Source organism: Stenotrophomonas maltophilia group sp. SKK55, from assembly GCF_057179845.1.
The window spans coordinates 158,429-172,437 of record NZ_JBXUHP010000005.1; the positions used below are offsets into that span (position 1 = coordinate 158,429).

The window sequence follows — 14,009 nt, forward strand, 5'->3', positions numbered from 1 at the left end:
GGGCAGGGCCCGGCTTGGTGATGCGGATCAGTGGCGGAAGTGGCGCACGCCGGTGAACACCATGGCCAGGCCATGTTCGTCGGCGGCGGCGATCACTTCGGCATCGCGCATCGAACCACCCGGCTGGATGACCGCCTTGATGCCGGCGGCAGCGGCGGCATCGATGCCGTCGCGGAACGGGAAGAACGCATCGGAGGCCATCACCGAACCCTCGACCACCAGGTTCGCATCGGCGGCCTTGATGCCGGCGATGCGGGCCGAGTACACGCGGCTCATCTGGCCGGCGCCGACACCGATGGTGCGGTTGTCCTTGGCATAGACGATCGCGTTGGACTTCACGAACTTGGCCACCTTCCAGGCAAACAGCAGGTCGGTGAACTGCTTGTCGGTCGGCGCCAGCTTGCTGACCACCTTCAGCTCGTCGCGGGTCATGCCGCGGTTGTCCGACGACTGCAGCAGCAGGCCCGAGCCGACGCGCTTGCTGTCGAAGTTGTTCAGGCCGTCGCCATGCGGGATGCGCAGCACGCGTACGTTGGCCTTCTTCTGCGCGTACTCCAGCGCGGCCGGCTCGTAGTCCGGGGCAATCAGCACTTCCACGAACTGGCGGTCCAGGATCACCTTGGCGGTGGCGGCGTCCAGCGGCGTGTTGAAGGCGATGATGCCGCCGAACGCGCTGGTCGGGTCGGTGGCGTAGGCCAGCTCGTAGGCATCGCCGTTGCCGGCACCGACGGCCACGCCGCACGGGTTGGCGTGCTTGACGATGACGCAGGCCGGCGCATCGAACTGGCGCACGCATTCCCACGCCGCATCGGCATCGGCCAGGTTGTTGTAGCTCAGCTCCTTGCCCTGCAGCTGCTGGAAGGTGGCCAGCGTGCCCGGCACCGGGTGCAGGTCGCGGTAGAACGCGCCGCTCTGGTGCGGGTTCTCGCCGTAGCGCAGGTCCATCACCTTCACGAAGGTGGAGTTCATCTGCGCCGGGTATTCGGCACGGGCCGGCACGGCGGCGTCGGTGGCGGTGACCGCCGACAGGTAGTTGCTGATCGCCGCATCGTACTGGGCGACGCGGTTGAACGCGGCCACCGAGAATGCGAAGCGGGTGGCAGCCGTCAGCTGGCCGTTGTTGGCCTCCAGCGAGGCCAGCAGCTCGGGGTACTGCGACGGGTCGGTGGCCACTGCCACGCGGGCGAAGTTCTTGGCCGCCGAACGCAGCATGGCCGGGCCGCCGATGTCGATGTTTTCGACCGCGTCGGCCAGGGTGCAGTCGGCCTTGGCGGTGACCGATTCGAACGGGTACAGGTTCAGCACCAGCAGGTCGATGGCGCCGATGCCGTGCTCGGCCATCACCGCGTCATCCAGGCCGGAGCGGCCCAGCAGGCCGCCGTGCACCATCGGGTGCAGGGTCTTGACCCGGCCGTCCATCATTTCCGGGAAACCGGTGACCTCGGCCACGTCCTTCACGGCCAGGCCCGCCTCGCGGATCGCCTTGGCGGTGCCGCCGGTGGACAGCAGCTCCACGCCGCGTGCCGCCAGCGCAGTGGCCAGCTCGACCAGACCGGTCTTGTCGGAAACGGAGAGGAGGGCCCGGCGGACGGGCAACAGATCAGCAGTCATGGGACGGAATCGGCAGCGGAGCGGGGCCGATATTGTAGGCGGTGGGGGCCGGTGGCGGGCGCTGGTGGTGGTAATCAACCCGCACCGATGGCCTGTGGCCGCCTTCAGCACCGTCTGGCCGGGGGGCCGCAATCAATTCGATGGGGCGCGCGGCCCCAATCGGGTAGGCTGTGCGGGAACTGCCAAGGATCAGCGGGTTCGGATCGTGTCGATCTATGCATTGAAAGGACGTTTTCAGGACCTCCTGCGTCCGGCCGTACGCGGCCTGTACCGCATGGGGATCACCGCCAATGCGGTGACAGTGGCCGCTGCCGTGGTCTCGCTGCTGGTGGCCGGCGCCGTCTGGTGCTGCGCACCGGCCCAGCCATGGCTGTACCTGCTGCTGCCGCTGTGGATGCTGCTGCGCATGGCGCTCAACGCCGTGGACGGCATGCTGGCCCGCGAATTCGGCCAGCAGTCGCGGCTGGGTGCCTATCTGAACGAATTGTGCGATGTGATCGCCGATGCGGCGCTGTACCTGAGCCTGCTCAGCGTGCCGGGCGTGCGCCCGGAGCCGCTGTGGCTGCTGGCCTGGACCGCGGCGCTGAGCGAATACGCCGGCGTGCTGGGGCTGATGGTCGGCGCCAGCCGCCGCTATGACGGCCCGATGGGCAAGAGCGACCGCGCCTTCGTGATCGGTGCGCTGGGCTTGCTGCTGGCCTTCGGCTGGGGCGGTGCACTGACGGTCAGCGGCGTGGCTGCAGCCATGGCAGTGTTGTGCGTGCTGACGATGATCAACCGGGTCCGTCGCGGACTGCGGGAAGCGGCGGTTTCGCCGAATTAATCAAGCAGATACAAAAAGACAATCAGGAGATTGCATGCGTCAGGCGCAGGAACGGGAATTCCACAGCTTCGACCAGGTACCGCTGTTCTACCGGTACTGGGCCGGCACCACCGCCACCCCGGCCACCCGGGCCATCGTGCTGCTGCACCGCGGGCACGAGCACTCCGGGCGTGTTACCCATCTGGTCGATGAGCTGGACCTGCCTGACACCGCCTTCTTCGCCTGGGATGCGCGCGGCAATGGCCGTTCGCCGGGCGCGCGTGGCGATGCACCGGGCTTTCCGGCGCTGGTGCGCGACCTGGACAGCTTCATCGCCCACATCGGCGCCGAGCATGGGATCGCGGTGGAAGACATCGTGGTGATCGCGCAGAGCGTGGGTGCCGTGGTCGCCGCCACCTGGGTGCACGACTACGCGCCACGCCTGCGCGCGCTGGTGATGGCCTCGCCGGCGTTCAAGGTGAAGCTGTACGTGCCGTTCGCACGCCCGGGCCTGGCCTTGATGCAGAAGCTGCGCGGCAACTTCTTCGTCAACAGTTACGTCAAGCCGCAATGGCTGACCCACGATCCGGCGCGGGTGGAAAGCTACCGCACCGATCCGCTGATCACCCGGCCAATCTCGGTGCGGGTGCTGCTGGGCCTGTACGAGGCGGCCGATCGCATCGTCGCCGATGCGCAGGCGATCAGCGCGCCGGTGCAGCTGCTGGTGTCCGGCTCGGACTTCGTCGTGCACCGTGGCCCGCAGGACCGCTTCTACGAGCGCCTGTCCAGCCCGATCAAGGAGCGCGTGCATCTGCCAGGCTTCTTCCACGACACGCTGGGCGAGCGTGATCGGGCACCGGCACTGGCGCGCATCCGCAGCTTCATCCAGGCGCGTTTCGCCGAGCCGTTGCGCGAGCTGTCGCGCCGCGATGCGCACCGCCATGGGCCGACCTTCGAGGAATCGGAGATCCTGGCCTGGCCACCGGAACGCAACAGCCTGGCCGACCTGCGCTGGCGCGTGGTGCGTGGCGGCCTGCGTTTCGGTGGCACGTTGTCCGAAGGCATCGCGCTGGGCCTGCAGACCGGTTTCGATTCGGGCAGCACGCTGGACTACATCTATCGCGACGAAGCACGTGGCAAGGGCCCGTTGGGTCGCCTGGTCGACCGCAACTACCTGGATGCGATCGGCTGGCGCGGCATCCGCATTCGCGGTCGGCACCTGCAGGAACTGCTGCGCGATGCCGCCCAGCGCCTGCGCGGGCAGGGCACGCCGGTGCGCGTGCTGGACGTGGCCGCTGGCCATGGCCGTTATGTACTGGAAGCGCTGGGCCAGGGCGAGCAACGCGCCGAGCGCATCGTGCTGCGCGACTTCAGCGGTCTGAACGTGACCCAGGGCCAGGCGTTGATCGAGCGCCTCGGTGCGTCCGACATCGCCCGTTTCGAGCAGGGCGATGCGTTCGATCCGGTGCAGCTGGCGCAGGTCGACCCGGCGCCGACACTGGCGGTGGTATCGGGGCTGTACGAACTGTTCCCCGACAACGACGCCGTGCTGCGCTCGCTGCAGGGCATCGCCGCAACGGTGCCGATGGGTGGCTACCTGGCCTACACCGGCCAGCCCTGGCACCCGCAGCTGGAGTTCATCGCCCGCGCGCTGACCAGTCATCGTGGTGGCGCTGCGTGGGTGATGCGCCGCCGCACCCAGCAGGAAATGGATGAACTGGTGCGCCTGGCCGGGTTCGAGAAAGTGGCGCAGCGCATCGATGACTTCGGCATCTTCACTGTGTCGCTGGCACGCCGGACCGCGTGATGGCGACGCTGGCTGCAACTCCGCTTGCCACGGCGGGGCGCCCCTGGCGGCGCGCGCTGCTGTGGCTGGCCCTGCTGGGCCCGTTCTTCTTTGCCAGCTACGGCTTCGCCAACTGGATGGCCGGCCGCCACGCCGAACTGCCGGTGATGGCGTTCGGCTGGGAAACGCAGATTCCGTTCGTGCCATGGACGATCGTGCCGTACTGGTCGATCGACCTGTTCTACGCAATCTCGTTCTTCCTGTGCCGGCAGCGCCTCGAACTGGACCGGCACGCATTGCGGCTGTTCAGTGCACAGCTGATCGCGGTGACCTGTTTCCTGCTGTGGCCGCTGCGCTTCAGTTTCGAGCGGCCGGAGATCGGCGGCGTGTTCGGCTGGCTGTTCGATGTGCTGCTGGGTTTCGACAAGCCGTTCAACCAGGCGCCATCGCTGCACATCGTGCTGCTGATCGTGCTGTGGGTGAAGTTCGCGCAGTACCTGCACGGTGCCTGGCGCTGGGTACTGCATGTGTGGGCGCTGCTGATCGGTGTCTCGGTGCTGACCACGTTCCAGCATCATTTCATCGACATCCCGACCGGCCTGCTGGCCGGCTGGCTGTGCGTGTGGTTGTGGCCGGAGCAGGGCACGCCACCGCTGCGGGCCTGGCGCATCGCGCGGCATGCCAAGCGGTGGCGATTGGCTGCGCTGTACCTGCTGGGGGCCGCTGTGCTGCTGGTGCCGGTGGTCCTGCTGCGGGGTACGGCGTTGTGGTTGCTGTGGCCGGTGGTGTCGCTGCTGCTGGTGGCGCTGGCCTATGCCGGTCTGGGTACGGCGGTGTTCCAGAAGCGCGCCGATGGTCGCCTGACCATGGCGGCACGCTGGCTGCTGGCACCGTACCTGGGCGCCGCCTGGATCAACTCGCGGCTGTGGACACGGCGTGCGCCGCAACCGGTGCCGGTGCTGGACGGCGTGTGGCTGGGCCGGATTCCCTGCACGGTATTGCCGGCACCTTTGGTGGGCGTGGTCGATGCCTGCGCCGAGCTGTCCTGCCGCGCGCCGGGCGCGGCGTATGCCAGCGTGCCGATGCTGGATCTGGTGGTGCCCACGCCGCACCAGTTGCGCGAGGCGGCCGAGGCCATCGAACGGCTGCGGGTACAGGGGCCGCTGCTGGTGTGCTGCGCATTGGGTTACTCACGCAGTGCCGCCAGCGTGGCGACGTGGCTGCTGCGCACGGGCCGTGCCGCGGAAGTCGAGGCGGCGGTCGCCATCGTGCGTGCGGCACGCCCCGGCATCGTGCTGGGCCCGGAGCATCTGCAAGCCATCACCGCAGCGGCTGGAGGACGCGCATGAGTGCCGTTCCCGATCTGGCGACCATGCAGCTGCTGCTGCGCCAGGGACGCTGGCCCGCGCTGCTGTCACTGGGGCTGCTGCTGGTGGCGCTGCTGCTGCTGGGCATCGAACCGGGGCTGGCGATGATCGCCGCCGGGCTGTTGCTGCTCAGTGTGGGCGCTGGGCTCATGCAGGCCTACCATGCATGGCGGGTCGGGCTGGACGCGAGCCTGCTGCAGCTGTTGCGCGATGAAGGCCTGGACGGCGAAGCCGCTGCACGCCGTACCGACCAGCTGCTGCAGGACAGTGGCCTGCGCCGCACACCGGCCGATGCGCCGCTGCGCGGCTGGGACGTGCGTTGGGCCGGCATGCGCCGGCTGCTGCTGCGCCAGTACCTGCTGACAGCAGTGCAGGCCGCACTACTGGTGCTGGCCTTAGTGTGGCCGCAGACGTGAACGGGAGGGGCCGATGTTCGCCGAACTGATTGCACGCGCCTGCAGTGGCGCGATCCACGTGGTGACCGGCGCCCGTGCGCTGTGGATCGGCTGTGCGCCGTCCAGCGAGCGCCGCGTGTACTACGGCAACCACGCCAGCCATGGTGACTTCGTGCTGATCTGGTCGTCGATGCCGCCCGCGCTGCGGCGACAGGTACGCCCGGTGGCCGCCGCCGAATACTGGCAGCGCGACGGCCTGCGCCGCTACCTGATCGATGCGGTGTTCAATGGTGTACTGGTAGAGCGTGAGGCCGGGCATCGCCAGCAGGACCCGTTGCAGGTGCTGCGCGATGCGGTGGACGAAGAGTGCTCGCTGATCCTGTTCCCGGAAGGCACGCGCAATGTGGGCGATGAGCCGCTGCTGCCGTTCAAGAGCGGCATCTACCACCTGGCGCGGCAACGGCCGGAGCTGGAGTTCGTGCCGGTGTGGATCGACAACCTGAAGCGGGTGATGCCGAAGGGCCGGTTCCTGCCGCTGCCGCTGCTGTGCACGGCTACGTTCGGCACGCCGCTGCGGCTGCAGGCCGACGAGGACAAGGCCGCATTCCTGGCCCGCAGCCGGCAGGCGCTGCTGGACCTGGCGCCGAATGGAGGGCGCGCATGAGCTATCTGATGGACGTGTCCGGCGACCTGGCCGCGCGCAGCGTGGGCCAGCAGACCGGCCTGCTGTTTGCCGGCGTCGGCGCGGTGCTGGTGCTGGCCACGCTGGTGGCCGAGACCCTGCGCTGGCGGCAGCGTGGGCAGCCCAGTGCGGTGATCGCCAACCTGGTGTCGCGCATCCGCGCCTGGTGGGTGATGGCGATCGTGGTCGGGCTGGCGCTGTTCTTCGGTCGCGCCGGGGTGATCGTACTGTTTGCGATCATCTCGCTGTTCGCGCTGCGCGAGTTCATCACTCTGGCACCGACCCGCTCGGGCGACTACTACGCGCTGCTGGCCGCGTTCTACATCGTGCTGCCGTGGCAGTACTACCTGGTGTGGATCGACTGGTACGGCATGTACACGCTGCTGATCCCGGTCTATGCGTTCCTGTTCCTGCCGATCCTGTCGACCATCGGTGGTGACACCACGCACTACCTGGAGCGGACGGCGAAGGTGCAGTGGGGGCTGATGATCTGCGTGTTCTGCATTTCGCATGTGCCGCTGCTGCTCAACCTGCATGTGCCCGGGCATGACCCGGCGCGCAACGTGCTGCTGTTTGCCTTCCTGGTGATCGTGGTGCAGTCCTCGGATGTGCTGCAGTACATCTGGGGCAAGCTGCTGGGCCGGCACCTGATCGCCCCGAAGCTGTCGCCGTCGAAGACGGTGGAGGGCTTCGTGGGCGGCGTGCTGAGTGCCAGCGCGCTGGGAGCGGCGCTGTGGTGGATCACCCCGTTCACGCCGCTGCAGGCGTTCGGCCTGTCGCTGCTGATCAACCTGATGGGGTTCTGGGGCGGCCTGGTGATGTCGGCGATCAAGCGCGACCGTGGCATCAAGGACTGGGGCCACATGATCGAGGGCCATGGCGGCATGCTCGACCGGCTGGATTCGGTGTGCTTCGCCGCGCCCGTGTTCTTCCATGTGGTGAGGTACTACTGGAAGGCGGGCGGAGGCGGCTGATTCTGCCGGGCTTCGATCCACGCATGGCGTGGATCTACCGGTCCTGCCATCGTTCATGGGGTTGCCGGCCAGCGGCCGGCACTACCCACGCGCGCTTACGCGCTGATGCCGTATTCCTTCAGCTTCTTGCGCAGGGTGGCGCGGTGGATGCCCAGCATCGCTGCGGCGCGGCTCTGGTTGCCTTCGCAGTGGTTGAGCACTTCCACGAACAGCGGGATTTCCATCTCGCGCAGCACGATCTCGTAGACATCGTCCGCGTCGCAGCCATCAAGGTCACGCAGGTAGCGGCGCACGGACTGGGCGACGTGTTCACGCAGCGGTGGCCGGGGAGCGCCACGACTGTTGTCAGGACGAGAGAGGACAGCGTTCAAGGGGGTTCCCGATTCGGTTGGCCCGTGCGCGCGGAGCGCGCGGCCGGACGAGGTGGTGGCGGCCAGTCTAGCGCGAGCGTGCCCGACCTGCCACGGCTGGTCGCCTCTATCCTGCTCAGAGGAAGTCGAAGGTGAATGCGACGGTGGATGCGGCGGGTTCCTGCACGCGGAACGCAATGCGTGCACTCTGGCCCGGTTCCAGCACGGCCGCGCCGGGGTTCTCGCCGAGGTACTGCGCCGGTACGAACACGCCGCTGCCGATCACCCGGCCATCGGCGTCAGACAGCGACAGGCGCAGATCCGGCCAGGCCTGTGCCCAGCGTGCATCGTTGCGGATGCTGGCCTGCACCTGCAGTACGCCGGCCTGGCCCGGCAGGGGGCGGATCTCGCGGCTGGTCATGGTGAACGCGGTGGGTTCATGCCAGGCCGGCAGGCTGCAGCGCAATACGCCGCACAGTGCGCCCAGCCAGGCGCGGTTGCCGGCGTCGGCGGCCAGTCGCGCACGATCGGCCAGCACGCTCTGCAGGACCAGCAGCAGTGCCAGTCCGGCGACCAGCCCCCAGTGCCAGCGTGGCGTCGGCAGTGCGCGTGGCCGCGAGGTGCCCAGGAAACTGGGTGCATCCCCAGCCACGGCCTGCGGGGCCGGAACGGCAAGGACGGGTTCGATCACGGCCGCTTCGTCGGGGTTGACGATGTCATCGCTCGGTCGCGTTTCCGCCATCGGTGGCAGCGCCGCTTCGAGGGGGGCGCGGGCTTGGGCTGGCGGGATGTCCTGCATCGCCGGGTCGGGCGTGCGTGAATCGGTCGCAGGTGCAGCCTCGCCTTCCGACGCGGGGCGCAGGAAGGTGGCCAAGGGGCGGCGCGGCGGGTTCGGCTCGGACATGCTCAGAGGGTGCGGGCTCGGATCCAGCGGTCATTCAATCACGATCAGGCGCGGCGTACGCCGGTGATGCGCATCCAGTCGCCATCCTGGGTCGCCTGCAGGTCGTCGAACCACGCGGCGTAGCGCTGCAGCAGTTCGCCTTCCTGGCCATGCAGGATGCCGGACAGGGCGATGCGGCCGCCGGCAGCGACGCGCGCGGCCAGCAGCTCGGCCAACGCGTCCAGTGCCGAGGCAAGGATGTTGGCGACCACGATCGGGTAGGTGGCGACCGGTTCGTCCTGCGGCAGGTACACGTGCATGCGCGCCTGCTCGCCGTTGCGCTCGGCATTGTCGGCGGTGGCGACCAGCGCCTGTGGATCGTTGTCCACGCCGACCGCTTCGGCGGCACCCAGCTTCAGCGCGGCCAGGGCGAGGATGCCCGAGCCGCAGCCGAAGTCGAGCACGCGCTGGCCCTGCAACTGGCCGTCCACGGCCAGCTGGTCCAGCCAGCGCAGGCACAGGGCGGTGGTCGGGTGGGTGCCCGAGCCGAAGGCCAGGCCCGGGTCCAGCCGCACCACGGCGGCATCGGCGGCCTGCGCGGCGTCCGGCAGTTCATGGTTCCACGGCACGATCCAGGTACGGCTGCCGAAATCCATCGGCTGGAACTGGTCCAGCCAGGCGCGTTCCCAGTCTTCATCCTCGACGGCGCGGAAACTGCCGTTGCTCCAGTCCAGTTCCGGATCGAACGATTCCAGCGCGGCCAGCAGCAAAAGCGCATTGCTGTCGGCGGGGAACAGTGCGCTCAGCACCAGGGTGTCCCACAGCGGCGTTTCACCCACGCCGGGTTCGAGGATGGCCTGTTCGTTGCTGGTGTCGGCTTCGGCATCGAGCAGGGTCACGGCCAGTGCGCCGACGTCCTCCAGCGCATTTTCATAGCGGGGCTGGGTGGCTTCGGTGCAGCGCAGGGTCAGTTCCAGGAACGGCATGGCGGTGGGGGCAATCACGGGAAAGGGGGCCATGCTAGACCATCGGAGCGTCTCCGTATCGCGTGAGATGCCACCTTGAGATGAACGGGGGCAGTTCAGACAGGCCTGCCGGGCCTTGCTAAACTCGGCACTTTCCTGTGCGCCGTGAACGCTCACCGCCGCCGATGGCTTTCGCCCCGACCCTGAAAACCTGGTTGCTCGTGCTGCCGGCGGTGGCCGTGCTGGGCGTGGCCGGGTACCGGGCCAGCGGCCATGCGGCGGGCGTGGCATCACCGTCGCCGGACCTGCCGACCGTCGTGGCCAGCCGCGACAGCGGAGCGGCGTTGCCGGTGGTGCCGGAAGCCCTGGCGCGCCGGCTGGCCACCGTCGAGCGCGGCAACACGCTGCCGTCGGGCCTGCCGTTGGACCTCCGCGCCGACATCGAAGACGCCAGCGATCTGTACGCCTACGCCCAGCGACTGCGCGTGCAGGCCGATACAGGTAACCATGAAGCGCGCTGGATGCTCAGCCGCGTGTATGACTATTGCGCGCAGTACGCACTCGATCCGGGTGGCTACCGCTTGGACAACAACGTGTTGAGCGGGTTGGGCCTGACCGTGGCGCCGGCGATGATCGAGGCCCGCGAGCGCGTGGCGCAGCGGTGTGGCGGCTTCGTTCCGGGCGACAAGCTGGGCGCTGCGCTGGTGCTGGCCGAACGCCGCAAGGCGGCCGCGCAGGGCAACCTCGCCGCAGAAGCATCGTTGTTCGCCGAGGGTGAGCCGTTGCATGACAGTGCCGAGTACCGCCGCGACCTGGTCGAACGCGTGCGCACTTCGCGTGACCCGGAGGCCTATATGGCGATCGCGCCGGGCATGGGCGTGCGTGCCGCCGGTGACAGCGCACTCGACGGCCTGGTGGCGGGCGAACAGCTCAGTGAGCTTGCATGGCGGCTTGCGGCCTGCGAACTCGGTCTACCGTGTGGAGCGGACAGCGTGCTGGTCAACAGTTTTTGTGCGAACGGAGGGATCTGTTCGCAGGATGGAGCGCAGGATTTCCGGGATTTCGTGTATGACGCTGCGGTATCGCGGCAAGGTGCTGGGAAAATGAAGGAATGGATCAAGCGATTGATTGGAAAGAGGGACGGGCGATGAATTACCGTCGATTCCTGCATGGGGCCAAGTTCTGGTTCTGGGTGGTGCTGTTCGTGGCCTACTCTGCCGGTGCGGTCGGCCTGCTGATGATCGATACCTACGAGGATCGGTACCGGCATCTGTCGAAGGTGGAACTGACCACGGTGAAGGCGCAGGAAGACGTGCGCCGCGCCGGCGCCAGCCAGGTCGCTGCGGTCTATCGCGCGCAGACGGGCATGCCGTTCGCTTCACTGCCGGCTGGCAGCACCTTCCAGGTAGTGTGGCCGGATGGCTCGACCGAGACCATGGTGATCGTCGATCCGACCTCGCCCAATGGCGTGCGGCCGCTGGCCAATTCGCAGATTCCGGCCGACGTGGCCGACAAGCGCTGATGCGCCGGCTGTAGAGCCGAGCCCACGCTCGGCTGAGCTTTCCAGCAAGCCGAGCATGGGCTCGGCTCTACAGCAACAAAAAAAGGGCGGGGATATCCCCGCCCTTTCCATGTCCAGCATCGGGTGACGATCAGGTCAGCGCGATCGGCTTGTTCTTGCGCTCGGCAAGGCGCTTTTCCAGGTAGTGGATGTTCTGTCCACCGGCCTGGAAGCCCTTGTCGCGCATGATCCGCTGCTGCAGGGCGATGTTGGTCTTGATGCCATCGACCACCATCTCGCTCAGCGCCACCCGCATGCGGGCGATGGCGGTTTCGCGGTCCGGGCCGTGCACGATCAGCTTGCCGATCATCGAGTCGTAGTTGGACGGCACGCGATAGCCACTGTAGATGTGGGTATCCACGCGCACGCCGGGGCCGCCCGGCGGATGGAAGCCGGTGATGGTGCCCGGGCTCGGCACGAAGGTCTCAGCATCTTCGGCGTTGATGCGGCACTCGATGGCATGGCCGGTCAGTACCACGTCACTCTGCTTGATCGACAGCTTCTGGCCAGCGGCGATCTTCAGCTGCTCGGCCACCAGGTCGATGCCGGTGACCATTTCGGTGACCGGATGTTCCACCTGGATGCGGGTGTTCATTTCGATGAAGTAGAAGCGGCCGTCCTCGTACAGGAACTCGAACGTGCCCGCGCCACGGTAGCCGATGCGGATGCAGGCTTCGGTGCATACCTTGCCGATCTGCTCGCGCTGTTCGGCGGTGATGCCCGGTGCCGGTGCTTCTTCCACCACCTTCTGGTGGCGGCGCTGCATCGAGCAGTCGCGTTCGCCGAGGTGGATGGCGTTGCCCTGGCCGTCGGCCAGCACCTGGATCTCCACGTGGCGCGGGTTCTCCAGGAACTTCTCCATGTAGACCTCGCCATTGCCGAACGCGGCCTTGGCCTCGCTCTTGGTGGTTTCGATCGAGGTCTTGAGCGAGGCTTCGGCGTGCACGACGCGCATGCCACGGCCACCGCCACCGCCGGCCGCCTTGATGATGACCGGATAACCGATCTCACGGGCGATCTTGGTGTTGGCGACGATGTCCTCGCCCAGCGGGCCGCCCGAGCCGGGCACGCACGGCACGCCGGCGGCCTTCATCGCGCGGATGGCTTCGACCTTGTCACCCATCATGCGGATGGTGTCAGCCTTGGGGCCGATGAAGATGAAGCCCGACTCTTCCACGCGCTCGGCGAAGTCGGCGTTCTCCGACAGGAAGCCGTAGCCCGGGTGGATGGCCTGGGCGTCGGTGACTTCAGCGGCGGCGATCAGTGCCGGGATGTTGAGGTAGCTCTGCGGCGACGGCGCCGGACCGATGCAGACCGACTCGTCGGCCATGGCCACGTGCTTGAGGTTGCGGTCGACCGTGGAATGCACGGCCACCGTGCGGATGCCGAGGGTGTGGCACGCGCGCAGGATGCGCAGCGCGATCTCCCCTCGGTTGGCGATGACGACTTTGTCGAGCATGGCGCGCCCCTCAGCCGATCACGAACAGCGGCTGGTCGAACTCCACCGGCTGGCCGTTCTCGCCGAGGATGGCGACGATGGTGCCGGACGTGTCGGCTTCGATCGGATTGAACATCTTCATCGCTTCGATGATGGCCAGGGTTTCGCCTTCCTTGACCTGCTGGCCCACGGTGACGAAGGCCGGCTTGTCCGGGGCGGACGAGGCATAGAACGTGCCGACCATCGGCGAGCGCAGCACATGGCCTTCCGGCAGCGCCGGGCCCGGCTTGGCGGTGCCGCCGGTGGACGCTTCGGTCGGCGACTGCATCGGCATCGCCTGCGCCGCCGGCGCCGCCGGGGCGGCGTACACCGGAGCTGCGACCGGCGCGGCATAACCAGCGACCGGAGCGCGCGACAGGCGCACCGACTCTTCGCCTTCCTTGATTTCGATTTCAGCCAGGTTCGACTCTTCCAGCAGGTCGATCAGCTTCTTGATTTTGCGCAGATCCATGAGGGCCTCTTTGGTTTCTATCTAGGTGAGGAGAGCGCCGTGGGCGCCCGGGTCGACAATCAGGTGGCGGATACGCGCAGCAGCGCCGCGTCCATCGCGTAGCGGTAGCTGTCGGCACCGAAGCCGCACACCACGCCCACCGCCTTGTCACTGAAGTAGCTGTGCTGGCGGAACGGTTCGCGGGTATGCGGGTTGGACAGGTGGATCTCGATGAACGGCACCGCCACCGCTGCCAGCGCATCGCGCAGGGCCACCGAGGTGTGGGTGAAGGCGGCGGGGTTGATCAGGATGAAAGCGGTTCCGTCGTTGCGCGCAGCCTGCACGCGGTCGACCAGCACATGCTCGGCGTTGGACTGCAGGCTCTCCACGGCGTGCCCGGCAATGGATGCCTGCGCGGCCAGGGCCTGGTCGATGTCGGCCAGCGTGGTGTGGCCGTACACCTCCGGCTCGCGGGTGCCGAGCAGGTTGAGGTTGGGGCCGTGAAGGACCAGCAGCTTCGCCATGGGATGCGGAAGACGGGAAAGGGCGGCAGTCTGGCGGAACCGGCGGATGCTGTCCAGTTCGGCGAAGTTTGCAACGTTTCAATCGTCCGTTTGAAATTCGCCGCAGGGCTTGTCGCCGTACGGCGGGCGCTGGATCAAGGCGCGCTGAACGGCGTGCTTGCGGTGGATGCGAGCACGTAGG

Annotated in this window: 15 protein-coding genes; 8 read left to right on the plus strand and 7 right to left on the minus strand. The window is 67.7% G+C overall.

From position 1 onward, the window contains the following. Positions 1–27: 27 nt before the first annotated feature. On the minus strand, positions 28–1,611 hold the full coding sequence (purH, locus tag AC2A1N_RS03735; protein WP_061478172.1) for a bifunctional phosphoribosylaminoimidazolecarboxamide formyltransferase/IMP cyclohydrolase: 1,584 nt from the start codon (positions 1,609–1,611) through the stop codon (positions 28–30). Positions 1,612–1,816: 205 nt separating this feature from the next. Here purH and AC2A1N_RS03740 point away from each other — a divergent pair, with 205 nt between their 5' ends. Genes AC2A1N_RS03740 through AC2A1N_RS03765 form a run of 6 tightly spaced genes read left to right on the plus strand, consistent with a single transcriptional unit; the run spans position 1,817 to position 7,617 of the window. Next, positions 1,817–2,434: a CDP-alcohol phosphatidyltransferase family protein gene (locus AC2A1N_RS03740; protein WP_061478171.1), complete on the plus strand. Its 618-nt coding sequence runs from the start codon at positions 1,817–1,819 to the stop codon at positions 2,432–2,434. 34 nt (positions 2,435–2,468) lie between these two features. Next, positions 2,469–4,220 (plus strand): bifunctional alpha/beta hydrolase/class I SAM-dependent methyltransferase, encoded by a 1,752-nt coding sequence (locus AC2A1N_RS03745; RefSeq protein WP_061478170.1) that lies wholly within the window; start codon positions 2,469–2,471, stop codon positions 4,218–4,220. Beyond that, positions 4,220–5,548: a phosphatase PAP2/dual specificity phosphatase family protein gene (locus AC2A1N_RS03750; RefSeq protein WP_061478169.1), complete on the plus strand. Its 1,329-nt coding sequence runs from the start codon at positions 4,220–4,222 to the stop codon at positions 5,546–5,548. Before AC2A1N_RS03745 ends, AC2A1N_RS03750 begins: the two co-directional genes overlap by 1 nt. Further along, positions 5,545–5,982, plus strand: a complete 438-nt coding sequence (locus tag AC2A1N_RS03755) for a hypothetical protein (protein WP_061478168.1) — start codon at positions 5,545–5,547, stop codon at positions 5,980–5,982. The genes AC2A1N_RS03750 and AC2A1N_RS03755 overlap by 4 nt, the downstream gene beginning before the upstream one ends. A 13-nt stretch (positions 5,983–5,995) precedes the next feature. Then, on the plus strand, positions 5,996–6,625 hold the full coding sequence (locus AC2A1N_RS03760) for a lysophospholipid acyltransferase family protein (protein WP_005419712.1): 630 nt from the start codon (positions 5,996–5,998) through the stop codon (positions 6,623–6,625). Further along, positions 6,622–7,617, plus strand: coding sequence for a phosphatidate cytidylyltransferase (locus AC2A1N_RS03765; RefSeq protein ID WP_061478167.1), 996 nt, complete (start codon positions 6,622–6,624; stop codon positions 7,615–7,617). Before AC2A1N_RS03760 ends, AC2A1N_RS03765 begins: the two co-directional genes overlap by 4 nt. A 95-nt stretch (positions 7,618–7,712) precedes the next feature. On the opposite strand, the gene fis is transcribed toward AC2A1N_RS03765, so the two are convergent. The 3 genes from fis to prmA form a co-directional block, all read right to left on the minus strand. Continuing rightward, the gene (gene fis / locus AC2A1N_RS03770; RefSeq protein WP_005419706.1) at positions 7,713–7,988 is read right to left on the minus strand and encodes a DNA-binding transcriptional regulator Fis; all 276 of its coding nucleotides are present in this window, start codon (positions 7,986–7,988) and stop codon (positions 7,713–7,715) included. 115 nt (positions 7,989–8,103) lie between these two features. Then, positions 8,104–8,871, minus strand: coding sequence for a DUF3426 domain-containing protein (locus tag AC2A1N_RS03775; RefSeq protein WP_061478166.1), 768 nt, complete (start codon positions 8,869–8,871; stop codon positions 8,104–8,106). A gap of 44 nt (positions 8,872–8,915) precedes the next feature. Continuing rightward, a complete protein-coding gene (prmA, locus tag AC2A1N_RS03780) occupies positions 8,916–9,836 on the minus strand; it encodes a 50S ribosomal protein L11 methyltransferase (RefSeq protein ID WP_061478211.1) in 921 nt (306 codons plus the stop codon). A 164-nt stretch (positions 9,837–10,000) separates the two neighbouring features. On the opposite strand from prmA, the gene AC2A1N_RS03785 reads away from it, so the two are divergent. Beyond that, positions 10,001–10,966 (plus strand): hypothetical protein, encoded by a 966-nt coding sequence (locus tag AC2A1N_RS03785; protein WP_061478165.1) that lies wholly within the window; start codon positions 10,001–10,003, stop codon positions 10,964–10,966. Next, on the plus strand, positions 10,963–11,337 hold the full coding sequence (locus tag AC2A1N_RS03790; protein ID WP_061478164.1) for a hypothetical protein: 375 nt from the start codon (positions 10,963–10,965) through the stop codon (positions 11,335–11,337). The genes AC2A1N_RS03785 and AC2A1N_RS03790 overlap by 4 nt, the downstream gene beginning before the upstream one ends. Before the next feature lie 130 nt (positions 11,338–11,467). Here AC2A1N_RS03790 and accC read toward each other — a convergent pair whose 3' ends face one another. From accC to aroQ, 3 genes are read right to left on the minus strand one after another with little or no spacing between them, the layout of a single operon-like run. Next, entirely contained in the window at positions 11,468–12,835 is a 1,368-nt protein-coding gene (accC, locus tag AC2A1N_RS03795; protein WP_049412937.1) for an acetyl-CoA carboxylase biotin carboxylase subunit, read from the minus strand. 10 nt (positions 12,836–12,845) lie between these two features. Further along, positions 12,846–13,325 carry an acetyl-CoA carboxylase biotin carboxyl carrier protein gene (gene accB, locus AC2A1N_RS03800; RefSeq protein ID WP_019660824.1) on the minus strand — a complete coding sequence of 160 codons (480 nt, stop codon included), beginning with the start codon at positions 13,323–13,325 and terminating at the stop codon, positions 12,846–12,848. Between the two features lie 59 nt (positions 13,326–13,384). Next, on the minus strand, positions 13,385–13,828 hold the full coding sequence (gene aroQ / locus AC2A1N_RS03805) for a type II 3-dehydroquinate dehydratase (RefSeq protein ID WP_061478163.1): 444 nt from the start codon (positions 13,826–13,828) through the stop codon (positions 13,385–13,387). Positions 13,829–14,009: the final 181 nt, after the last annotated feature.

Excerpts from the sequence above, each read along its gene's own strand:
- purH (WP_061478172.1), bottom strand. The coding sequence starts at position 1,611 with ATGACTGCTGATCTGTTGCCCGTCCGCCGGGCCCTCCTCTCCGTTTCC.
- AC2A1N_RS03745 (WP_061478170.1), top strand. The coding sequence starts at position 2,469 with ATGCGTCAGGCGCAGGAACGGGAATTCCACAGCTTCGACCAGGTACCG.
- AC2A1N_RS03750 (WP_061478169.1), top strand. The coding sequence starts at position 4,220 with ATGGCGACGCTGGCTGCAACTCCGCTTGCCACGGCGGGGCGCCCCTGG.
- AC2A1N_RS03755 (WP_061478168.1), top strand. The coding sequence starts at position 5,545 with ATGAGTGCCGTTCCCGATCTGGCGACCATGCAGCTGCTGCTGCGCCAG.
- AC2A1N_RS03760 (WP_005419712.1), top strand. The coding sequence starts at position 5,996 with ATGTTCGCCGAACTGATTGCACGCGCCTGCAGTGGCGCGATCCACGTG.
- AC2A1N_RS03765 (WP_061478167.1), top strand. The coding sequence starts at position 6,622 with ATGAGCTATCTGATGGACGTGTCCGGCGACCTGGCCGCGCGCAGCGTG.
- AC2A1N_RS03775 (WP_061478166.1), bottom strand. The coding sequence starts at position 8,871 with ATGTCCGAGCCGAACCCGCCGCGCCGCCCCTTGGCCACCTTCCTGCGC.
- prmA (WP_061478211.1), bottom strand. The coding sequence starts at position 9,836 with ATGCCGTTCCTGGAACTGACCCTGCGCTGCACCGAAGCCACCCAGCCC.
- AC2A1N_RS03785 (WP_061478165.1), top strand. The coding sequence starts at position 10,001 with ATGGCTTTCGCCCCGACCCTGAAAACCTGGTTGCTCGTGCTGCCGGCG.
- AC2A1N_RS03790 (WP_061478164.1), top strand. The coding sequence starts at position 10,963 with ATGAATTACCGTCGATTCCTGCATGGGGCCAAGTTCTGGTTCTGGGTG.
- accC (WP_049412937.1), bottom strand. The coding sequence starts at position 12,835 with ATGCTCGACAAAGTCGTCATCGCCAACCGAGGGGAGATCGCGCTGCGC.
- accB (WP_019660824.1), bottom strand. The coding sequence starts at position 13,325 with ATGGATCTGCGCAAAATCAAGAAGCTGATCGACCTGCTGGAAGAGTCG.
- aroQ (WP_061478163.1), bottom strand. The coding sequence starts at position 13,828 with ATGGCGAAGCTGCTGGTCCTTCACGGCCCCAACCTCAACCTGCTCGGC.